Here is a 24,038-nt window from a genome sequence, read left to right as displayed (position 1 = left end):
AAATAATATTATACGTTGGTGAGTTTTATCAATTATTTTAAATAAAATTTTTTTAATAACGGTAATAATAAAGTAGATACTTTATCTTTCATTTCCTGATATTCTATATTTTCATCGCTATCAAAAACAATACCACTTCCTACTGGACAAAAAAGGTGTTGCTTTTCAGCTAATAGAGTTCTAATAGCAATGCTAATATCCATGTTACCACAACAACTTAAGTATCCAATACTACCAGACCAAATGCTACGACGTTGTGGCTCCAGTTGTTCAATCAATTTCATTACTTGCACTTTCGGGGCTCCAGTTATAGATCCCCCAGGAAAACATGCTCTTAATAAATCACAGGCAGAAAAATTTTTAGAGAGTTTTCCTGTAATTGTGCTGATCATATGATGTACTCCTGGAAATGATTGGATATCAAATAATTTAGGTACACGAATACTACCTGGAACAGCTACTTTCCCAATATCATTCCTTAATAGATCGACGATCATTAAATTTTCTGATCGATTTTTTGTAGATTTAGATAGCTTAATAATTTGACGATAATCATCTGCTGCATTCTTTAATTTGGGTAATGTGCCTTTAATGGGTTGAGTTTTAATTTTTGTGTTATGTAATTGTAAGAAACGTTCCGGAGATAAGCTAAGTATGCTTAATTTATTTGGTAGCCGAATAAAAGCTGAAAAAGGCGCGTGATTATAACGTAATAGATAACGGAACGCCATCCATTCATTCCCTATGAATGGGGCGTAAAAACGTTGAGAAAGACATACTTGATAACAATTTCCTGAAGTTATATGTTGTTTGATAATATGGAATTTTTGTGAATATTCAGATCGACTAATATTGCTCCTCCATGGTTGTATGAGGCGAAATGATGTATCATCAACATGATTATTGTATATTATATGTTGTTGTTTATATATCCAGGGTAATATTTGGTCGGGATCATCGTGAGTAACAAGATAATTTTTACAAAGTTTATGGTCTGCAATAATTGCCCAACGATATAAACCCATTGCCATGTCTGGAAATGAGAGGTCTTTTTTTGCGAATTGTGGTAATGATTCAATATATCTTGCGAGATCATATCCAAATACACCTAAAAATCCACCTTGAAATGGTATTTGATAATTACTGTGTGCTTCCATATTAGCAATACGAATATGTTCATTTAATAAGATGAATGGGTCCGTGTTATTAATTTGATAATTTTTTTTATAGTAAACTGTGTTTGTATTATTTTTAGTAATTAATGTTAATATTGGATTAGTAACTAATATATCAAAACGACTATCTGGATGTTTATTATCATGACCAGAATACAGTAACATAGACCATGGATTATTAGATAAAGATTCAAAAAGATCCAATATAGTGTAAGGATGATAAGATAATTCTATAAGATGTATTCCCATTGAAATAGATGCCCTTTTATGATTTTGAAAATACGTATTGCTCATTTAGTAATTTATGTGAAAATAAATCATATGTTCATTTATGTAATATTTAGTGGTTTTTAATAAAAAAATAAAAGATATTTAAAATACTATGTATATAGGTACCAAATTTAATTATTTTATATTGTATTTTTGTTGCAGAATATTTCTAGGATCATAATAATTGGTATGTATGTATTATGTGTTACAATAGTACATATTATACTATCAGTATAGTATAAAATATTAAAATAATTTTTGGTTTTAGAAATTTGGCTGATTTTAATAAATATTTATATATTTATAATAAATATATAAATAGATAATGTTACTATAGTTTATGTTATAAAATTATGTATAGTTCGTTTTTATTTATGTAAATATGTCTATTCGAATTTTGGCTTTTGACACTACCACTGAATTATGTTCCGTTGCTTTAATGGTTGATCATTATATGTATGAGGATAAAATCATTGCATCAAGGAGTCATTCGGAAAGGATATTACCTATGATTAATCAATTATTAACAGAAGCAGGTGTTACTTTGCAATCTCTTGATTGTATCGTATTTGATAGAGGACCAGGTAGTTTTGTGGGGGTACGTATCGGAATAAGTGTTGCGCAAGGATTAGCGTTAGGAGCTGATGTACCATTAGTAGAGGTATCTTCTTTAGAAGTATTGGCTCAAGGAGCTTGGCGTGTTTTTTCTGTTAAACAAGTTATCTCTACTATTGATGCGCGTATGGGTGAGTTGTATTGGGCTCCTTACTATCGGATGAGTGACGATAGTTGTTGGATATGCGGTGATAACGAGTGTGTTACGGCCGCGGAAACAATTGCGATAACAGAGTTAACGTGTTGTTGTAGTACCCTGCTACAGGATGATTGGGCGCTTGTAGGTACAGGTTGGAATAATTATCCAGTGTTAGCACGTATGAAAGTAAATAATATGATTGTTTTAAGGAAGAGTGTGATGTCACCTGAAGCACAGGATATGTTACCATTGGGAATGCGTAGTTGGAGAAGTAAGAAATTTATTAATCTAAATCAGGTACAACCTGTTTATTTGAGAAATGCAGTAGCTGCAAAGAAGACATATGTTTCTGATTTTTGATGTTATTAATTGTATGCGTGAAACGATATTTGTAGGTCTGAATATTTTTTGGTAATTTTTATATAAAGTGTTATATATATTTTTGTATTATGTTTTTTATATATTGTAAGATAGTTATATGTAGAATTGTTTTCAATAAAAGTCATATGTAGTATTTTTATATGGTGTTACTGAAATTTAATTGTAAAATTAGGTATTGATTAGGATATTGTTTAAATATCTGTCAGGGATATGAGTAAAGTTTTAGTAATTTTTGCATGTTATATTATTAGTATGATCTGATTTTCTTTATAAAGTAAGAACTAAATTTCATAGTATTGATGAAAATTTTTGATTAAAAAGTGTCAATCATACTATTTTTCATGTTTTTTCATTAAAAAAAATTATTTTACATTTTAATATAGATGTATTGTTATCTTTTTTTTCTAATTGGATTGAAAGTATGTGTGGCTCATGCGTATGTTTGCTTATAGCTTGGATCAAATCTTTTTTTAATTGAGATAGATAATATGGCGGGGTGAAGTTATCTCTGATTTTATGTTCAGAAATAATTTCTTGTAGTCTTTTTTTAGCGATTTCAGCTGGTGTTTTCTTTCTTAAAAAAAAGAAATTTACTAATACCATAGTAGTATTATCTCTTGAAAAATCGTTTTAAAAAATTAAGTTTTTTTTCTTCAGTAAATCGAAAAGGGCATGAATTGCCTAATAGACGATCTACTGTATCTGAATAAGCCTGTCCTGCATGAGATTTTGTATTTAAAATAATTGGTTCGCCTTGATTAGATGCTCTTAATACGGATTTGTCTTCTGGTATAACACCTAATAAAGGAATTTGTAATATTTCCATTACGTCTTCTAAACTAAGCATATCTCCTTGGCGAACACGGCTAGGATTATATCGAGTGAGTAATAGATGTTCTTTGATAGTTTCTATGCCATTTTCGGAACGCTTAGATTTAGACGCTAAAATACCTAGAATGCGATCTGAGTCATGCACTGATGACACTTCTGGATTAGTAGTGACAATGGCTTCATCTGCAAAGTATAGAGCCGCCAAAGCTCCGCTATCAATACCTGCGGGAGAGTCACATATTATAAACTCAAAATCCATTTTGTTAAGATTGTTTAATATGTTTTCTACTCCGATATGAGTTAAATAATTTTTATCACGTGTTTGTGAAGCAGGTAGAATATATAGGCAATCAGTGCGTTTATCTTTTATTAACGCTTGACGCAACGTAGCTTCGCCTTGGATGACATTAATAAAGTCATATACTACTCTGCGTTCACATCCCATAACTAAATCAAGATTACGTAAGCCAATATCAAAATCAATGACAGCAGTTTTTTTACCTTTACGTGCTAGTCCGGTAGCAAGAGCTGCGCTTGATGTTGTTTTGCCTACCCCTCCCTTTCCTGAGGTAATAACTATTATGCGTGTCATAAATAAATAAATCCTTACTGCAGGATACAATTATAAGTTTTGAATGATAAGAGTATTGTTCTTTAAACTAAGTCTTACCGCTTTACCTGAAAATTCTTTTGGAATTTGGTCTCTTAGCCAATAACGCCCTCCAATAGATACCAGTTCAGGAGATAAATGAGTACAAAAAATTTGAGATTCTTTATTGCCAGATGCCCCAGCTAATACACGTCCTCGCATTGTACCATAAATATGGATATTGCCGTCGGCAATAATTTCAGCCCCAGCGCTGACATTTGCAATGATAATTAAATCTCTGTTATGAGCATATATTTTTTGACCAGAACGTATTGGTGTTTTGATTAATTGTGTTTTAGAGGCTACTGCAATGTTTTTATGTAAGTATGCTGAAGAATCTTTATGTTTGATAGTGGTGCCTTGTGTGAGGATAGGTATTCCACTACGAATGATTATTTCTTTTAATTTATTATCATAACAACAACATACTCCAACTACAAATAATCCAGTATCAGATATTGTTTGATATAAATCATTCCAATTATCACAATAATTAAGTTTTCCAACATTTACAATAACTGGAGTATTTTTTAACAAAAAGAAAGGAGCTTTTTCTATTTTTTCTTTTAATGATCGACGAATGGTTTCCAAGCATGTATTATGAACATGCACTACTAATAATGTAAAATTACTTCCTTTTATACTAATAGCCACATTGATTTTTTTCACAATTTAAATACAAAAAAACAATTTTCATGGAATATTATTATTTATATGAGTGTACATTTATTTATTATTTGTTTATATAATTTATATATAATTATTTTATTCTAAAATTAGGGGTATTATTATTACTTAGGTAAAATAAGTAATAGCGATATTTAATCAAAAAAAAGAGATAATGATAATACATCATTAAGGAAAATATCATATTATATTTTCTTTTAGTGTTGTAGTAAATATGATATATAAAAAATTTTTTATTAATGATTTTTTATTTTTATAAATTATCAGTAATGATTATGTTCTTTATTGATATTGGATAGCGTTCAAAATGTTGTAATTTGGAATATTAGTAGTTTAATTTTTTAAGTTTTAAAGGTTTTAGATGTTAATGCATTGTGATATATATATTTTAATAAAAATTACAAAATAATAAGAAGCGCTGCTAAAAAATGTTATTTATCAGGTTTTATTATAAAATGTAATACACAATTTGTATTGTTTTTATTACACAATATATATTGTAACACAATATATATTGTTATAACTGATCATCATTTTACATTAATTTCCATGTCTATATATCAAAATAATAGTTTATTTTAGTACGGACTAATGGTTTTAATTTATATGTTTGTTTATGTATAAACAATATGGGTCTTCAATACAAATAGGTGGTATTTATTTTATATTTATATTACAATTTGTCGTTGTTCCTACGAAGATCAATAATTTGAGATAGGCAAACTAGTATTGCTATGATTAAGTAATTAACAAAAATTATAAGCATCCATTGAGATATTTCAAGTGATAAAAAGTACCATTTATATTCAGTACAATTTCCATCCGCATCAAATATGGCAGGCAACCACTTATTTAAAGGTAGCCAATGGGGAAATTTGACAAATAAATCACACATAAGAAACGGGGAAGGATATAATTGAATATCGGTATATTCTTTAGCTAATAACAATCCTTTCCATGCGCTGTATATCCAAATTGAGATAGCACATAATCTTAGTGGAGAAGATGGAGCAATTGTTGCAATCAACCCAGCAATTCCTATCCCACATAAAGCGCATCTTTGGTAAATACATAACACGCATGGTTTTATGAGAACAATGTGTTGTAAATATAAGGCTGTTAATTCTAAGCTCACAACGGTAAATATTAGTAAAACCCAATATTTTCTAGTTTTGGAGCAAATATTCAAAAAGTGTAACATAAATAATTATTTAAAATTAAAATAATTCAGTCTGATCTGCGGTAATTTTTTTTAAAAAATAAAATATTTGATTAAATCAAATTTATTATGCAGCAATACTGTACATATATGATATGTAATGTGATTGCATTTATATTTATATTTTCTTTAAGACTATCAAATCAAAAACAATGATACAAGCGTAAGAATTTAATTTTAAAAATTAAATCTAAATCACTGGTGTACCAGTAAATTAGATAAATATTACCGTGCTTATGATCTTATAAATTAAGATTGGGAATAATTTACTGTATAAAGTATGAAAATTATAGGGTTGTATTGCATATAATTTGGGTTGATATGATTAACTTAAATTTTTAAATTTTAATAATCCTCATCAATATCAATATTTAAACATTGATATTGATGAGGATGTTGTTTAAATAAATTACTAAAATAGCATCCTTATGTAAGTTATATGGAATTATTTTTAATTGATTTTATTTGTATTGCGCAATATACACGCTTAAGTCAATTACTTTATCGGAATAACCTGTTTCATTATCATACCAAGATATCAGTTTGGCAAAATGCTTATTTAATAAAATACTAGCTTGTGCATCGAATATGGAAATTAATTTTTCTCCATTAAAATCACTAGATACTACTTTTTCATCAGTATATCCTATAATTCCTTTTAAATTTCCACAAGCAGCGTTTTTAATAACATCACAAATATTCTTATAAGAAACGGATTGTTTCAAACGAACGGTGAAATCAATAACAGAAACATTTGGAGTGGGAATTCGGAATGATATTCCAGTTAATTTACCGTCTAATTCTTTAATTACCTTTCCTAATGCCTGTGTTGCTCCAGTAGACGATGGAATTATATTTTGATAAGCACCACGGCCGCTTCTCCAATCATTGTGTATTGGGGAATCAACTGTTTTTTGTGTAGCAGTGGCAGCATGGACGGTAGTCATCATGCCCTCAATAATTTCAAAGTTATCATTAATAACCTTGGCGAGTGGAGCTAAACAATTAGTAGTGCAAGATGCATTAGATATTATTTTTTCTCCTTTATAGAGGTGATTGTTCACTCCCATAACAAACATTGGAGTGTCATCTTTTGCTGGAGCCGTTAATATTACTTTAGGAGCTCCAGCAAATATATGCCCATGAGCTTTTTCTTGGGTCAAAAACATTCCCGTAGATTCAGCAACAACATCGATATTGAAATTTCTCCAATATAAGTTTTTTGGATCTTTTTTGGAGGTATAGTGAACAACTTTATTATTAACGATCAAATGATCTTCATGTACATTAATTGTACCTTTAAATCGTCCATGAGTCGAATCATACTTCAACATATATGCAATATGTTGAATATCTAACAAATCATTAATGGCGACAATATCCGCGTCTTTGCGTTCTTGTGCAGCTCTAAAAATAACGCGGCCAATTCTACCAAATCCATTAATACCTATTTTAATAGCCATATATTATACGCTCCTGTATTAATCCTAATTAAATGTTATATTAGTAAATATCAATTGAAAATAAATTGTATATAGTTTTTACATATTATATTTTCATAATAATTATGTTAATAATTAAAAATTAATGTGTTTTTGATACCGCATATACAACCATTTTGGTTTGATTAAATATTATCATATTACTAACATATAACATATGTAATATAACTAGTTATATGTATTTTATGACTTAGGCCGATATAACAATATTCAATATTGAATATTGTTATATATTTTATTTTTTGTTTTATAGATATTAAAAAAATTAAATATATTTATCATATAATATTTTATCTGTGCATGCATTTAGGCTTATATAAAATATATAGGTGTAGTTCTTATTATATAAGAATAGTTACGTGAAATAGTTTAAATCAAGAGCATAGCAATGCTTTGGATCGTTCCATGAGAATTGTAGGATATTAGAGTTGTTTATTTTTATGTTGTTGTTAAAATTAGTTAAGGAAACATAATGATTCAACAAGTTTATCATTATAGCGCAAATAGTGTGATGAGTTTGTTGTAGAAACACATTAATCCAATTTACTTTATCTTCATACCAATTAAGTTGATATTTTGTTAAGTGAGCTAGTTCAATCGCTTTGTTTATTGCGTCATCTAAATCTCCAATCTTATCAATCAATCCATTTTTTATTGCATCATGACCAAGCCATACATGGCCTTGGGCAATTTTTTGAATGTCTTCTATAGTCTTACAGCGAGAATTTGCTACAGTATTAACAAAATAATGATAGCTAGTGTTTACGTAAAGTTGCATCATATTGATATATTCAGTAGGTAGTGGTGCAGTTATGGAAATATTTGCCATAGGAGACGTATTCACCCCATCTTTATGAATGCCGATAGCGTCAAGAGATTTTTCAAATGTATTAATAATACCGAATATACCTATAGAACCTGTAATCGTACTATTACTTGCGATAATAGTATTAGCTGGAGTTGATATCCAATATCCGCCAGATGCTGCCACCCCCCCCATGGAAACCACAACTGGTTTTCCAGAATTTCTAATAGCCATTAATTCTAATCTAATTAATTCAGAAGCATGTACGCTGCCACCCGGACTATTCACACGCAGTACTACTGCTTTTACTTTAGGATTAAATCGGGCACTACGAATTTTATGGGCTATAGTATCTCCACCAATGGAACCTGGTATATCAGATCCGTCCACAATGGGTCCATTGACACATATTATTGCTATTTGGTTGTCTTTTTGTTCTATTGGTGTTACAGGATTATAATCATACATACTAATTGCGTTGAATGATGTACCTTGTTTATTGGATCCGAATATTTTTTTCATTGTATTTTCTATCGTATAATGAGATGCAATTTCATCGATCCATTTGTTTTTGAGCGCATATGCCGCGGTATCACCTTGCATTTGATGTAATCCATTGAGAATATTATTAATTCCTGGAAAAATTTCTTGTGTTGTTATATTGCGATTAACAGATATTATTTTTAAATATTGATTCCATAAACAATTTACTATTTTTTTTTCTTCATGTCGTACATGATCAGACATTTGATCCTGAATAAATGGTTCGACGGCAGATTTATATGAACCTACTCTAAAAATGTGAGTGTTAATTTTTAAATTATTTAATAGAGATTTATAATATAATTTGCTGATAGAGATGCCTCTCAAATCTACAAAACCGTGAGGTGTAAGATAAATTGTGTTGGCGTAACTTGCTAAAAAATATTGCGATTGATCGTAATAATCAGAAATAGCATAAATTAATTTACCAGAATCTTTAAATTCACGTAATGCTTTACCAATATATTCTAATGATGCTAGATTACTTCCGGAAAAGTTTTTTAATGACAATACCAATCCAGTTATACATGGATCATTTTTAGCTTGACGTAATATATTAATGATATCAAATAGTGAGTTTTCTTTAGTGTTTAGTTTATTTGTATTGAGTAACTGTTGACTAAATTTTTGAAATTTACTACATGTGACAGGTTTATCTACAATAATACCAGAAAGATCTAGAATTAATGCAGTATGTTTTGATAAAGATACAGTAGAAGTATTACGTAAATTTAAATATATTCCCACGCTAATAATGACTAAGATTATAAAAAATATATTTATTATTATGGTGCGTATCAGATATAGTGTGTGTATACTATATTTAAGCACCTTACAGATAATTTTCCATGTGTTCTGTATGTACGTTTTAATCATTAAAGACATTATATGATAATCCAAATAAACTTCATATCGTCATATTTAATTTAGGTATTAGATATGACGTATAAATTAAATAAAAATTACTAAATTTTCATGATTCTATTAATTTTTGATATATAAATTTAATTTTTTTAAGCATATTACGCTATGGTCGCAGTTAAGGTTTAAATAATATGATTTTCTCTTTTTATTTTAATGCACAACATAATACATATTAAATATCAAAATCTACCCATACTGGGGCATGATCTGAAGGTCGTTGCATACCACGAATATCATAACTAATATCACTACTTTTACAACGATTTACCAGAGAGCGTGTTGCTAATATTAAATCAATACGCAAACCAATGTTTTTGTCAAATCCGTGAGATCTATAGCTAAACCAAGAATAACGTTTGTTATTGTAGGGATGCATATTGCGATATACATCTATTAACCCCCAGCTCGTCAAACGACTGAACCATGCTCTTTCTTCTGGCAAGAAAGAGCATTTTCCTGATGCAAGCCAAATTTTTTTATTTTTTTCACTAATACCGACATCAAAATCTGTAGGACTAATGTTCATATCACCCATTATCATTAATAATGAATTATTTTCATACGTGTATTCTATGTAGTTTTGCAAATTTTTGTAAAAATTTTTTTTGTACATAAATTTTTCTGGATGATTTTTATTTTCTCCTTGAGGAAAATAACCATTAATAATAGTTACTGTACCTATTGATGTTGTAATATCAGCCATGATAATACGTTTTTGAGATAAATTATCGTCATTAGTAAATCCACGAATAACAGTTAAAGGAATTTGACGTAGAAATAAAGCAACACCATGATATTTTTTTTGTCCATAATAATATACGTGATAACCATATTGTAATATTTCTTTTATAGGAAAAAAATCATCATGTACTTTTGTTTCTTGTAATCCGATTACGTCGGGTTGAAGTTGCAATATAATCGCATGTAATTGATGCATGCGAGCGCGCAGTCCATTAATATTGAAAGAAACAAATTTCATATAATGATGATCCTTCAAATTATTTCTATGCTGTAGAAATATAGGTGTTATTTTATAATGAAAAAATAAAAAATATTAATCATAATGCATTATTATGTTTTATAAGTACATAACAGTGCATTCGATAGACATCGTTTGTTGCTCTAATTAATCGTTAATTAACTTAGTATATATGATTTAATTTACGTAACAGTTAATAGCTCGAAACAGCAGTTATTATATATGAATCTTCTGATATAATACAACGAATAATGAATTAAAAATATTGCTTGTATTTTTTAGATATGTTATTACTTTCCGGAGTATGTGAGCACGGAGTGGGAAGATAATTAAATTTATTGAAATCAATTATTATTATTATAATTTATATTATATATTATTACTATAGATAAAGTATATATATAAATAATCTATAGTTATATTATAAATTTATGCGATACATATGCATGTATCGCTGTCAGTAAAAAAAATCAAAAATAAATGTTGATTGGAACCAATTTATTGCCTTTTTATTAAAATTGTTAAAAATGATTGAAATTATTTTTCAATACGTATTCAGTGCGGTGTTTCCAATACGATAGGTTTATGGTGTTTTTAAATAAATATATTTTTTTAATACACAATTTTTTATATAAAGCTAATTATCAATTAATGTTATATGTAAAATAAATGATTTGCATGTAAATTAGATTTTTAGAGTAATTCAGCATCACTTGAAAATAACTAAAAATTTATAATTGTATATAATATGCGCAGGTCTAAATTTTTTGAACATATACTAGTATAGTACTGATCAATAATTTTAATAAACTGATTATGTTATTGATACCTGGTGTTAAGGTATGATAGCGGAATTTTTCATTGTAAATATTGAAAAATGTATTGAGTAGTGCTACACTGATTTCGGTAAATGTAATGATTTGTAAATTTAATTTTTATTAAAATAAATCACAATGTATAAAACTGACTAATATATGTGATATTTAATATATATTTAATAGTTATTAATATCGATAATTTTCATATAAGTCAACGCTTATAAAATATAAGTTGAAAAGAACACTGTAATATTGTATTAAATTAACAACATTATAGATTATATTATCATTCACTTCTTAATCGTTTTAATAATACTGAAGAACGTTATAGATTGTAAGTATATATATTTATTTGTATAGCATATTTCGGATATGCAGGTGTTATACCAAAAATTATTTTTTAATAAATTAAATATGTTATTGTTATATAATATTTATGCATGAACTTATAAAAGGAAAACAATTAAAATTGTATCTATAATTGTGCTTAATAATAATATTGGTGTTAATTAAAATTTTTAATTGTCAGTGTTATTATCGTTATAATCGATCTTAGAATTATTATTTTTTGATTTGTTTAAGATATATATTATATATAAATACATGAGAATATCTTGATATAAGGATAAAACAGAATTTATTTATATGCATATAAAATATTGTATAATTTAATATAGTGGTAGTGTATTAGATAATAATAGAATTAATATGAGAGCTGATATTAATGTTATTAATTAATAAAAATATTTTTATTTGATTGATGTTGCCGGCTTATATTTAATTGGATGACAATCATGATCTAAAAGTGTAGTTAATAATGTTTTAGTTTTTATACACTAGATTAGTTGTCAGAAATGCATTTTCTTAGTTAAACATATTCTATTTTATAGAAGGAATTATGAATGTTATATAATGATTTTGTCGTTGTTTTAAGTATTGATCATTAATATAATATATGTTAACTTATTAATTAATTTAATATGAAATAAAAGTTAATCAATATAGTTAAGGGCTCTCTGTTTGCATGAAACGTATAGAATGTATGATATTGCACATTACAACAAGAAATCTTCTAGCGTTTTCTTTTTTTCATCAATAGATTTTTTGATAATTGAGGGAGTGCGGCCTTGTCCTGTCCAAGTTTTAATTTCACCGTATTCATTAGTATATTGATATTTCGCTGGGCGAATCGCCCGTTTATTTTTATAAAGTGATTTAGTATTAGTGCTGACATTTTGTAATAATTCATTAGGATCTATTCCATCAGCCATAAGCATATCACGATATTGTTGTAATTTTTTGGAATGCTCTGCTATTTCAGCTTGAGCTTGATTATCCTCTTCTCGGCGTTCATTTACAATTATTTCTAATTTTTTTAACATTTCTTCTAAAGTTTCAAGGGTGCATTCTCTAGCTTGCGCTCGTAGAGTACGTATGTTATTAAGAATTTTTAGTGCATCATTCATTGATTTAATCTCAAATATTATAAATAATAAATCTGTTACAAGGATAGAGCGCTAATTTATTTTCTGCAATACCTAGGATGTTTTAATTTATAAATAATCTTATTATATCTGGTATTAATTGGTAATTATATATATATAGTTGCATAAATATCAGTGAGTATTGTTACTGTTTGATTGCGTTAAGAATATTGAATTAATTTAATTAAATGACTTATGTATTATTTATAATAAGATTTTAATATCATCTAGTCGTTTGAGTTTTATTGATTTAATTTATGATAATTTTTTACTTAAAATTTTTTAAAATACAAATAATAACTTTTTATTAGTTTCATTATTTTTATAAGGTACATAAATGGTGTGTGAAGTATAGAGAGTTTTATTCACTTAAATCATTATTTTAAGTTTAAAATATTGAATATTATTTAAATAAATATGTGATATTGTAAAATTGTTATCTTAAAAAAATAAAAAATTTACTTATACATAGAAAATATTTTCTAATCTTTTTTAGATTAAATAATTTTTTAATTTAAAATTATTATAATTAAATTATATGATGGTTTTGTTAAACCTAGAAATACTGTGGACTTAGATAGGGTGTTATTTATATGGCGCAATTATATTTTTATTATTCTGCAATGAATGCAGGAAAAACTACTGCATTATTACAATCTTCTTATAATTATCAGGAGCGAGGAATGCGTACTGTGTTATATACTGCTAAAATGAATTCTCGAAACAGTAAATATGAACAAATTAAATCTCGTATTGGATTGACTGCTTCTGCTAGATTATTTAATGTTAAAACTAATTTTTTTGATCAAATCACTACTATATGTCAGAAGGATGTAATACATTGCGTATTAGTAGATGAGTGTCATTTTCTTAATCGTGATCAAGTAGTTGATTTAAGCAAAATAGTCGATGTATTAAATATTCCGGTATTGTGTTATGGATTACGCACTGATTTTAGAGCTGATTTATTTTCGGGAAGTTTATGGCTATTAGCATGGGCGGATAAGTTAATCGAATTGAAAACTATTTGTTATTGTGGACGTAAAGCTAATAGAGTTCTCAGAATTGACGATCAAGGTTTAGTAGTGCGAGATGGCAATCAAATATTAGTTGGGGGTAATAATCGTTATGTTTCAGTGTGCCGCAAACATTTTGCAGAACAATTAGAATCACCATTATCTTTAATACAACGGGTTTCTTAAAATAGATGTAAATTCTATTGGTTCTATGTGTATATGAATAAGATAGATTTTTTATATAACAGAATGTTATTAATGCTTTGATGCATATAGATATTATTGTGAGTTTAAAGGGTTTTATTTTATCAATTTTTATGATTGTATATATATACATGTATTTGAGTTAGTGATGCTATCACTTATTAAAATATATAGTTTATACGTATTTTATATGTTATATATTCATTGCATATATATAATAGTAAGATATTCCAAAAATATAATTATAAACTTAGACGCAACCGTTGAATTAATTATTTATTTTAATCAATAATGATTAATTAGCATGTATATTGAATTATAATCAAGGGATTGTGTAGATTTTTATCGAAATTGAGAACATTCCATTGAATGGCCGTGGTGCATATTTTCATATTTACTCTAACTATTTTAGATCATATAATTAAAAAAATCAAAAAAATTCTTATAATAAAGGACTTAGGAAATAAAATAAACGTTCAACAATGCGTTCCCAATAAGGACGATTAGCCCATTTTTTAGGATCGATTATCTTAGAATGAGCCATATAGTTTTGTTGTGTTTTTTCTAACTCATTATTAAAATCTTTACTATCAATCACTAAGGTAATTTCAAAGTTTAACCACAAACTGCGTATATCTAAGTTCACAGTTCCTATCAGACTTAATTGCTGATCGACTAATACGCTTTTTACGTGTAATAATCCATTTTGAAATTGATGTATTAAAACCCCTGCTTTCAATAATTCGCTAAAAAATGCTCTACTAGCCCAGTTTACTAATATAGAGTCATTATTTTTTGGAATGATGATATGTACTTCTACCCCTCGTTGTGCTGCTGTACAAATAGCATGCAATAAATCATCGCTAGGAACCAAGTATGGAGTAGTGATGATAATTTTTTTACGCGCCTCATACAAAGATATTAATAATACCTGATGAATTATTCCCTCTGGACATCCTGGACCAGAGGGAATAATTTGAATTGTATGCCCCTCTGTTGATGTTAGTTTATGAGCTGTTACTATGTGAGTATTTAGTAACAATGGGAACAATACATGTTGTCCTGTTTCAATTTCCCAATCAGAAGAGAATATTATACTCATGGCTGAGGCTGCAGGACCGTTTATACGTACCATAATGTCGATCCATTCCCCAATTCCTGTGTTTTTTTTAAATAACTGTGGATCTACCATGTTCATGCTACCAGTATAAGCAACGTGATCATCGATCAATACCATTTTTCGGTGTTGCCGCAAATCCATGCGGCGCAGAAAGACGCGCAATGGATTTACATGTAGCGCTTCCACAATACTAACCCCAGCTTGTCGCATTATATTAGGGCATGAACTACTAAAGAAACTAGTACATCCAGCTGAATCTAATATAATGCGACATCGGATGCCTTTTTTAGCAGCTACAATTAATTTTTTTATAACATGATCTATTAATCCCCCAGATTCCCAGATATAAAATACCATATCAATACTGTGTTGAGCTAATTCAATATCTTTAATTAATGATACGATTGTATCGTTGGTTTTTTTAAATAACTGTATTTGATTGCCTCTGAGAGCTCCTATTCCTTGACGATGTTCACAAAGCTTAAATAATGAAGAGGCAATTACGCTATGTTCAGTAGAAAATATATGTTTGTAAGTTTTTAGTATTTGTATACGACGCATAATAGATGACCATGCTATTTTACTTCTAGTAGATCGCTGTTTACCAAGATTAGATTCTCCAAATAATAGATATGTAATTATACCTATTAACGGTAAAACATAAATTACTAATAACCATGCCATAGATGAAGGCACCGCTCGACGTTTTATTAAAACTCGAAATGTAACTAGCACGATTAATAACCAATAACTGCATAAAAAAATACAATTAAATATGGGATAAATCGCAATCATGATTACAATAAGTCCTATTCAGATGTTTATGAAATATTTTTAATCAAGACTATAGATTATTATTGAATATTTGTTTCATGATATATTTTATAATCGCATAAAAGGTACAGATATTTACAATGTTTAGGTATTAATCGGTAAATATGTTCGTTAATGCTAATCATTGTTTAATAACATTAATTTCATTATATATTTATAAATTATAAATGGTATACGCTAATTGCAAAGACTTCTTACATTTTAACTAAATAAATGAATTTATATATTTCTTTATGAAATTAGGGTTATTGTAGTGGTGTAACAGAAAACAATCGGTTGTGCATGCTAAAGAGTGTATAGCGCGATAACTAAAAACTTAATGTATGTGTTTAATTAAAATTTTTTATTTTTTTATTATTTAATTAGATTTAATGATTAATATTTATCGATGATAAAATCGATGTATTTATTTAATTAATTGAAAAAATTATTTTAAAAATGTTTTATTTATATTATATGAGCATATGCTTTTGTGTCTTTGATCTATGTATGAAATTATATAGAACAGTTACATGAATAAATGATATTAGTTTATTAAATAAATTTAAATAGCGTGTTGAATGTATTAATATTTTCAATACATCCAATAAAATATAAAATTAAGGTGTATAAAAAAGTTTTATATTGTATATGAAAGCGTTAAGGAGAGTAATAAAATAACTCTTTTTATAAAAGCATGAAACATGCAATTTCATAATGAAATATTTTTTTAAAATGAAAAACTCAATTGTACATAAATGCCAGTGTATTTGGAAGAAACTGCATATGTCAATTTATTTTTGTTTTTTTTTATCATGTGTGATTCACGTATTTATGATGAATGCATTATTGCATCATTTTTATAATTTAATTAATCAGTCTTCTATTTGTGCGCAAAAATATAAAATAATTACATTGTCGTTACTGCAATCTAATCAGATTTTTTATGAATCATCAGAAAAAAAGCAGTTGTTGAAAACATTAAAAACATTTCAAAAAAAACAAAATTTACAATCTACAGTATGTTCAGAAAAAAAAAATTTAGATTATTTTAAAAATAAATCAAATTCTGATAAAATTTTTCCTTTGGTTAAAAAAAATAATGTTAATTTTACAGAATCTGCAACACACTCCGTACCTTTATTTAAGAGGTGTCATGATAAGCCCTACGTGCCGGCTTGCATAATTAACCGCATATATCCTGCATATCCTAATAGGGCGAAAGTATTAGGTATAGAAGGAAAAGTTACCGTACAATATGATGTTAATACTAAGGGTAAAATTGATAATATAGTTATATTATCAGCTGTTCCTGCTGGTATATTTGAGGAAAATATCAGATCAGTTATGCGTCGTTGGGCATATGAGAACAATAAACCAGAAAAAAATTTGGTTATTACTTTTAAATTTTGTTTGAATTCTGGAAAAATGTTTCGTAATTAATAGTATCATAGTTATTTAATAAATTGATTTATGTATTTTTTATATGAATGTAACTTTGGTTTTAATTTATCTCATGTATAAAAGTATAAGTGTATTATAGGTCTTTTATATTAAAATTAATAAAATTGAATCATTATTGATTGTGTATTGATGTATGAAAAATATTCACATTTATATTAGCTGTTTGAAATATAAATATAAACATTAGGTTTTTTAAAAAATTTATAATTCCATACTGTCCTAATAGGACATATAAACGATATAAGTAAATTACAATGATTACAAATAATATATTAATATTGCTTAAATTATTTATTAAAATATTAGTAATAGAGACTTAAGAATGGACATGGTGTAGTTATATCAGTATAGGTACAGTTTTTTATTAGAAACTATAAAAATATTAGTGGTTCAATTAAATAAATGTTACAATAACTTATTGTCATACTAAGGTACATAGAGTTTGTAATAGACATATTATCAGTAATGATTATAATTGGAGTTAAACTGATAATGATAGCTAATAGAGTACCAGGAATAATTACTATCATTAGATCTAATTGTATAAATAATGTAGTGTAAAAATTAGTAACAGTAATTTTGAAAACATTGGTATTACTAATTTAATAATGTTGCTGATATTGAAATATTGGTTATTTTTACTAGTAGTAGATACTAGATGCAAACATGGTTAGTATATTTCCGGGCAGAAAGCACTATCAAGGAGTGTAGAAATACTATTAGTATCAGATAATTTTAATAAAATATACCGTTGATCTATCGATAAATCTTTAATTATTTGCTATTAGATTACACCAATAAAATTATACATAAATGTAAGATCTTCTTTTTTTTAGTAATAAAATATAAACTAAGCCAGTTTGAATGAATGTTGTAGTCAAAATTAAGGTTATGGTATCAGTGTAATAATTGTGAATAAAATATAATACATCTTGAGATAGTTTAATTATCATAATGGCTATAATTTTATAAAAAATATTTTTTTAAAATAAAGAAAATAACTTTTAAAAAAAGTTGTATCTATGAAATGTAATTAAATATTAATTTTTTTTTAATAGTATATAATGTAATATTTATAAATAGTGAATATTCATCATTATTTTTTTTAAAGATATTGATATGTTCTAATGTTTTAGAAGCACTGATAGTTTATCATAAGCTGAATATTTCTGTATTATTCTGTTGTGTACAAAAATTATTTATGACATATGTTATTTAACATACAATTTTTGTTGTAACATATTTAAATGTTTTTTGTAAAAAAGTGCACGGCAAGTTTTAATTATACTATATATAAATATATGGTCCTGATGTTCAATAAGGACTGAACATGCTTATTATTATTATTATGATTGATTTTGATTTACGTTAAAACACATAGATCTTTTCATAATATGTACTAGTTCTTCCAATTGTTTCAGTGCTAATTCTGTGTTAGATATATTTTCTTCAATAATCTGTGCAATTTTAGAACCGGAAATGACCCCAGAAGTGCCTAATAAAACAGATTCTTGAGCTTGAAACGGTGTATGTATTCCAAAGCCTTGAAGTATAGGTAATGTTTTGTTTTGTTTCTGTATGCATTGAATTAAATTATGTAATACAGCTGGATTAATTGTTTTTTTATTAATATCAATACCTGTAACTCCAGGACGGGATAATAAATAGATGTATCCGTGTCCCTGAGTAGTGATATTATGTATTAATTCTTTAGTAGCATTAGGAGGGCAAATAAATATATGAGCTATTTTATGTTGTATAGCAGTATTATAAAATGGTAGACTTTCTTCTATAGGAAGATCAGGAACGAGTACGGAGTCTATATCTAGTTCTGTGCAACATGAATAGAAATTGTTTATTCCTTTTTTAAAAACTAAATTTGCATAGATTAGCAACCCGATAGGTAAATTTGGATATTTGTTGCGAATATTGTGTAATATCATCAAGCAATTTGAAAAATTCATACCTGATTTGAAGGCTTGTTCCATACTCTTTTGTATTATAGGACCATCTGATATAGGATCAGAAAATGGTATGCCTAATTCTAATGCATCAGAACCTGAGGCTATTAACGTGTCTATGATATGCATAAAATAAACGGGATTTGGATACCCTACAGTGATAAAAGGTACGAATGCTCCTATTTTTTTTTGGTTTAAATGTGTAAATAATTGTTGATAACGATCCATTTTATGTATCTCTTTGTTTCTGTAATGCATGGTAAACTGTAGAAATATCTTTATCTCCCCGGCCAGATAAATTTACCACTAAAATTTGTGCTTTATTTGGTTGTTCTTGAATTATTTTAAGCGCATGAGCTAAAGCATGTGCAGATTCTAGAGCTGGAATAATTCCTTCATATGTAGATAGTTCTTGAAAGGCTGTTATGGCTTCTACATCGTTAACAGATACGTACTGTACTCGACCAGTGTTTTTCAAATAAACATGTTCTGGTCCGACAGATGGGAAATCGAGACCAGCAGAAATAGAATAGGAATTTTTTATTTGTCCATCTGATGATTGTAAGATTGAAGTTTTCATCCCAAAATAAATTCCTATCTCTCCATGTTGTAGAGCAGAGCCATGATATTCAGTATGAACACCTAACCCCCCGGCTTCTACCCCGCATAACTGTACTGATGGTATATCGATAAAATCTGAAAATATCCCAATAGCATTAGATCCTCCTCCTACGCAAGCGATAATTATGTCTGGTAAACGTTGTTCATATATTTGTATTTGTTTGTATGTTTCTGTTCCAATAACACGTTGAAATTCTTTAACAATTGTAGGAAAAGGATGAGGTCCGGCGGCTGTACCAAGCATGTAATGAGTGTGTTCATAAGTTTTAGACCATTCTCGCATAGCTTCGTTGCAAGCATCTTTTAAGGTTTTAGATCCATGATGCACTGGAATAACTTGTGTGCCCATTAGTTTCATTCTCAAAACATTGAGTTTTTGACGTTTTATATCTTTGGATCCCATATAAATACGACATTTTAATCCTAACAGAGCGGCTGCAATGGAGACAGCAACCCCATGTTGTCCAGCCCCAGTTTCAGCGATTATTTCTTTTTTAGACATACGTTTTGCTAATAGTGCCTGCCCTAATACTTGATTGGTTTTATGGGATCCTCCGTGCAATAGGTCTTCACGTTTCAAATAAAGTTTAGTACGAGTACCTTTTGTTAAATTTTTACACAATGTTAAAGGGGTAGGTCGGCCAGCATAATGCTTTAAAAGATTTTTGAGTTTTTTTTGGAAAACAGGATCGTTTTGAGCTGATATAAATGCTTCCTCTAATTGAGTTAATGCTGGCATTAGAATTTGTGGCACATACATACCTCCAAACTCGCCAAAATAGGACTGTAATTTTGTCATATTAATTATTTTTATTTTTATAAAATATGTTTATTTTTTAATAAGATCTAAGTAATTGAAATATTTCAATAATTTTTTGATGATTTTTAATGCCTGGTCTAATTTCAATTCCAGAGTTAAAATCTAAACCTAAACAACCTATACGCGCTGCTTTCTTACAATTATTTACGGTTAATCCTCCTGCTAAAATTATTTTATTTAATTGCATATTAGCAAGAAGTGACCAATCAAAAGTTTTTCCACTACCTCCCTCTCCATTATCTACCAAATAGAGGTCTACGTTTAGTATATTACATTTTGGTAGTGGTTTATGATTCATATTAATACTTTTCCATATACGACATGTGTTCGGTAATCGTGTGCGTAAAATATTAATATAATCTTGATCTTCTGTACCATGTAGTTGAACTGCTGATAGGTTTAATATATTAGCCGTATTAACAATATGAGAAATTGTAGCATTACAAAATACGCCAACATAACTTAAATGTTTTACATGAGAAACGATATGTTGTGCGGTTATGATATTTATGCGACGCGGTGAAGTAGGAACAAAAATTAAACCTCCATATATTGCTCCTAATTTGTATGCAATATAAGCATCTCTCACTTGAGTGAGACCACATATTTTATTTTCTCCTAAAATTAATTTTTTAATCGCTGTATCAAGATTTGATTGAGACATTAATGTTGTTCCTATTAAAAATCCATCGACATAGTGTCTAAGTTTTCTTATATGATAATAATTATTAATACCGGACTCGCTGATTATTGTAATTTTAGGGGATATATGTTTACTGAGAGTAATAGTGCGATTTAAATCAATAGACAGATCATGTAGATTACGATTGTTTATACCGATAACTTGAGCTCCTAAATATTTCGCACGGTTTAATTCGTTTTCGTTTGCTATTTCTGTTAGCACACCCATACATAATGTATGAGCTATTTTGACTAATTTTTGATAAGATGTATCGTCTAAAATTGATAGCATTAGTAAAATAGCATCAGCTTGGTGTAAACGGGCAAAATAAATTTGCCATTCTGAAATAAAGAAGTCTTTACATAATATTGGTTGTTTTACGATATTGCTTATTTGGTATAGAATATTAAAATTTCCATGAAAATATTTATTATCAGTTAATACTGAAATAACTGAGGAATAATTTTTATAGGTCTGAGCTATTTTTATAGGATCGAAATTATCACAGATAATACCTTTAGAAGGAGATGCGCTTTTGCATTCTAGTATAAATATTGTTTGTTTTTTTTTCTTAGATACAGCGTGATAAAAATTACGATTGCTTACTCGTGTTTTAGTTTTTAAAAGATATAACGGGTGTTGTTTTTTTTGTTCAGCTATCCAGATTTTTTTGTATGATAAAATTTTATCAAGAATTGTGTATTGCATGGTTTTTATGTCCTGGTTTCTGATAAAGCTACCAATTTATTATAAGGCATACCATGATGCATTGTTTCTAAAGCTGATTGTACACTAGTACGTAGATTATTATGTCCGAACAATTTTAATAATAATGCTACATTAGCTGCGATTACAGCTGAATGGGCGTCTTTTCCTGTTCCTTGCAATATGTTCATCATGCATTCGTGAGCTTGTTTTTTTGAATAACAGTATAGTGTTTTTATCGGGTAAGAGTTTAATCCAAAATCTGATGCTGTTAAAACATAATTATTTATGCTGTTATTATGTAATTCCGATACATAAGTAGGGGAGTGTAATCCCACTTCATCTATTCCTCCGCAATGTACTACTATTGCGCGATTATATTTGAGCAGTTTTAATATTCGGATTATAGGTGATAATAATTCTTTTTTGTATACACCAATAAGAGTTAATGGAGGTTTAGATGGATTAATTAATGGTCCTACTATGTTAAATAATGTAGGGGTTTTTAATTGCTTGCGTATGGGCATTATACGATGTAATACTGCATAGTATTGCGGAGCATATAAAAAACATATACCTAATTCATCAAATTTTTTGCGTGCTTGTTGTGCACTGTTATCTATATGTAAATTATTATTTTTTAATAAATCCATTGATCCTATTAGACTAGATATACTGCAGTTGCCGTGTTTAATAATTTTTGCGCCACAAGTTGCAGCGACAATAGCGCTTATTGTAGAAATATTAATAGTGTTACTGTTATCTCCTCCTGTCCCTGTAATGTCTGAAAATAAACTATTTGGACGAGGAAAAGGTTCAGCATGAGCCAATAACACATTTACGGCTCCTATGATTTCTTCATAGGTTTCTCCGCGTATTTTCATACTGATAAGTGCCGATGCAATTTGTACAGAAGATAATTTTTTTTTTATTATATTGCATAATAATGTTTTACTTTGTTTTTGATTAAGGTTTTTGCCTTGATATAAAGTATCGAGAATATCTTGCATGTTATTTTTTTTCCTTATATAAGTGTGCTGCCCATGTGATAGTTTGTTGGATGAGTTGTGTTCCATGAGTAGTTAGGATAGATTCAGGATGAAATTGAAATCCGCAAATTCGATCAGAATCGTTACGTACTGCCATTGCTGTGCGTTTGTTATAATAAGCATTAACTTTTAAGTTATTTGGTATATAACTGCCTATTAAGGAATGATATCGTCCTACTAAAAATGGGTTGGGTATGTTAGAAAACATAGCTAAATTGTCGTGGTATATTAAAGAAGATTTGCCGTGAAAAATTTTTTTTGATTGCGATATGTGTCCCCCATAAAATTCTACAATGGCTTGGTACCCCAGACAAATCCCAATAATTGGGATTTGTCTGTATAATTGTGCTATTAATTTTGTCATACATCCAGCTGTATTGGGGAATCCAGGGCCTGGCGATAACATTAAAATGGGATCGATCATATTCGATAGTGTGTTTATGATGATCGATATCGGTAGCTGGTTAGTATATATCAGCACTTGATGCCCGCTGTTACGTAATTGATCTACTAAATTATATGTAAATGAATCAATGTTATCTAATAATATTATGTTAACCAT

General features: G+C 28.2%; 19 protein-coding genes. 3 read left to right on the top strand and 16 right to left on the bottom strand.

Annotated features, from left to right (window positions below; translation table 11 throughout):
• Positions 1 to 32 precede the first annotated feature (32 nt).
• A complete protein-coding gene (gene pabB / locus Bamer462_RS02295; protein ID WP_500837995.1) occupies positions 33 to 1,424 on the bottom strand; it encodes an aminodeoxychorismate synthase component I in 1,392 nt (463 codons plus the stop codon).
• A 403-nt stretch (positions 1,425 to 1,827) separates the two neighbouring features.
• Here pabB and tsaB point away from each other — a divergent pair, with 403 nt between their 5' ends.
• Complete coding sequence (gene tsaB / locus Bamer462_RS02290; RefSeq protein ID WP_500837512.1) at positions 1,828 to 2,559, top strand: tRNA (adenosine(37)-N6)-threonylcarbamoyltransferase complex dimerization subunit type 1 TsaB; 732 nt, start codon at positions 1,828 to 1,830, stop codon at positions 2,557 to 2,559.
• Between the two features lie 360 nt (positions 2,560 to 2,919).
• Here tsaB and minE read toward each other — a convergent pair whose 3' ends face one another.
• The 8 genes from minE to hns all read right to left on the bottom strand — a co-directional run bounded on the left by minE (position 2,920) and on the right by hns (position 13,003).
• Positions 2,920 to 3,183, bottom strand: coding sequence for a cell division topological specificity factor MinE (gene minE / locus Bamer462_RS02285; RefSeq protein WP_500837511.1), 264 nt, complete (start codon positions 3,181 to 3,183; stop codon positions 2,920 to 2,922).
• A 7-nt stretch (positions 3,184 to 3,190) separates the two neighbouring features.
• Complete coding sequence (minD, locus tag Bamer462_RS02280) at positions 3,191 to 4,003, bottom strand: septum site-determining protein MinD (protein WP_500837510.1); 813 nt, start codon at positions 4,001 to 4,003, stop codon at positions 3,191 to 3,193.
• Positions 4,004 to 4,033: 30 nt separating this feature from the next.
• Positions 4,034 to 4,714, bottom strand: coding sequence for a septum site-determining protein MinC (minC, locus tag Bamer462_RS02275; protein ID WP_500837509.1), 681 nt, complete (start codon positions 4,712 to 4,714; stop codon positions 4,034 to 4,036).
• Positions 4,715 to 5,420: 706 nt separating this feature from the next.
• Positions 5,421 to 5,948, bottom strand: a complete 528-nt coding sequence (gene dsbB, locus Bamer462_RS02270) for a disulfide bond formation protein DsbB (RefSeq protein ID WP_500837508.1) — start codon at positions 5,946 to 5,948, stop codon at positions 5,421 to 5,423.
• 479 nt (positions 5,949 to 6,427) lie between these two features.
• Positions 6,428 to 7,429 carry a type I glyceraldehyde-3-phosphate dehydrogenase gene (gap, locus tag Bamer462_RS02265; protein ID WP_500837507.1) on the bottom strand — a complete coding sequence of 334 codons (1,002 nt, stop codon included), beginning with the start codon at positions 7,427 to 7,429 and terminating at the stop codon, positions 6,428 to 6,430.
• A 394-nt stretch (positions 7,430 to 7,823) separates the two neighbouring features.
• A complete protein-coding gene (gene sppA / locus Bamer462_RS02260) occupies positions 7,824 to 9,692 on the bottom strand; it encodes a signal peptide peptidase SppA (RefSeq protein WP_500837506.1) in 1,869 nt (622 codons plus the stop codon).
• Positions 9,693 to 9,912: 220 nt separating this feature from the next.
• The gene (xthA, locus tag Bamer462_RS02255) at positions 9,913 to 10,719 is read right to left on the bottom strand and encodes an exodeoxyribonuclease III (protein WP_500837505.1); all 807 of its coding nucleotides are present in this window, start codon (positions 10,717 to 10,719) and stop codon (positions 9,913 to 9,915) included.
• A gap of 1,873 nt (positions 10,720 to 12,592) precedes the next feature.
• Positions 12,593 to 13,003: a histone-like nucleoid-structuring protein H-NS gene (gene hns, locus Bamer462_RS02250; protein ID WP_500837504.1), complete on the bottom strand. Its 411-nt coding sequence runs from the start codon at positions 13,001 to 13,003 to the stop codon at positions 12,593 to 12,595.
• 611 nt (positions 13,004 to 13,614) lie between these two features.
• Here hns and Bamer462_RS02245 point away from each other — a divergent pair.
• Positions 13,615 to 14,223 (top strand): thymidine kinase, encoded by a 609-nt coding sequence (locus Bamer462_RS02245; protein ID WP_500837503.1) that lies wholly within the window; start codon positions 13,615 to 13,617, stop codon positions 14,221 to 14,223.
• A 460-nt stretch (positions 14,224 to 14,683) separates the two neighbouring features.
• Here the strand turns inward: Bamer462_RS02245 and cls are convergent, their stop codons facing one another.
• A complete protein-coding gene (cls, locus tag Bamer462_RS02240) occupies positions 14,684 to 16,156 on the bottom strand; it encodes a cardiolipin synthase (RefSeq protein WP_500837502.1) in 1,473 nt (490 codons plus the stop codon).
• 804 nt (positions 16,157 to 16,960) lie between these two features.
• Between cls and Bamer462_RS02235 the strand changes: the two genes are divergently transcribed.
• Entirely contained in the window at positions 16,961 to 17,617 is a 657-nt protein-coding gene (locus tag Bamer462_RS02235; protein WP_500837501.1) for a TonB family protein, read from the top strand.
• Between the two features lie 392 nt (positions 17,618 to 18,009).
• On the opposite strand, the gene Bamer462_RS02230 is transcribed toward Bamer462_RS02235, so the two are convergent.
• The 6 genes from Bamer462_RS02230 to Bamer462_RS02205 all read right to left on the bottom strand — a co-directional run bounded on the left by Bamer462_RS02230 (position 18,010) and on the right by Bamer462_RS02205 (position 24,038).
• Positions 18,010 to 18,168, bottom strand: coding sequence for a hypothetical protein (locus Bamer462_RS02230; RefSeq protein ID WP_500837500.1), 159 nt, complete (start codon positions 18,166 to 18,168; stop codon positions 18,010 to 18,012).
• 816 nt (positions 18,169 to 18,984) lie between these two features.
• Positions 18,985 to 19,827, bottom strand: coding sequence for a tryptophan synthase subunit alpha (trpA, locus tag Bamer462_RS02225; protein WP_500837499.1), 843 nt, complete (start codon positions 19,825 to 19,827; stop codon positions 18,985 to 18,987).
• 1 nt (position 19,828) lies between these two features.
• Positions 19,829 to 21,019, bottom strand: coding sequence for a tryptophan synthase subunit beta (trpB, locus tag Bamer462_RS02220; RefSeq protein ID WP_500837498.1), 1,191 nt, complete (start codon positions 21,017 to 21,019; stop codon positions 19,829 to 19,831).
• A gap of 37 nt (positions 21,020 to 21,056) precedes the next feature.
• Positions 21,057 to 22,430 (bottom strand): bifunctional indole-3-glycerol-phosphate synthase TrpC/phosphoribosylanthranilate isomerase TrpF, encoded by a 1,374-nt coding sequence (gene trpCF, locus Bamer462_RS02215; RefSeq protein ID WP_500837497.1) that lies wholly within the window; start codon positions 22,428 to 22,430, stop codon positions 21,057 to 21,059.
• A gap of 5 nt (positions 22,431 to 22,435) precedes the next feature.
• Complete coding sequence (gene trpD, locus Bamer462_RS02210) at positions 22,436 to 23,437, bottom strand: anthranilate phosphoribosyltransferase (RefSeq protein ID WP_500837496.1); 1,002 nt, start codon at positions 23,435 to 23,437, stop codon at positions 22,436 to 22,438.
• 1 nt (position 23,438) lies between these two features.
• Positions 23,439 to 24,038: an aminodeoxychorismate/anthranilate synthase component II gene (locus Bamer462_RS02205; RefSeq protein WP_500837495.1), complete on the bottom strand. Its 600-nt coding sequence runs from the start codon at positions 24,036 to 24,038 to the stop codon at positions 23,439 to 23,441.

The organism is Candidatus Blochmannia americanus (nom. nud.) (assembly GCF_059934915.1).
The sequence above is the reverse complement of the archived record's forward strand: the minus strand, read 5'-3'. Positions and strand labels throughout refer to the sequence as shown.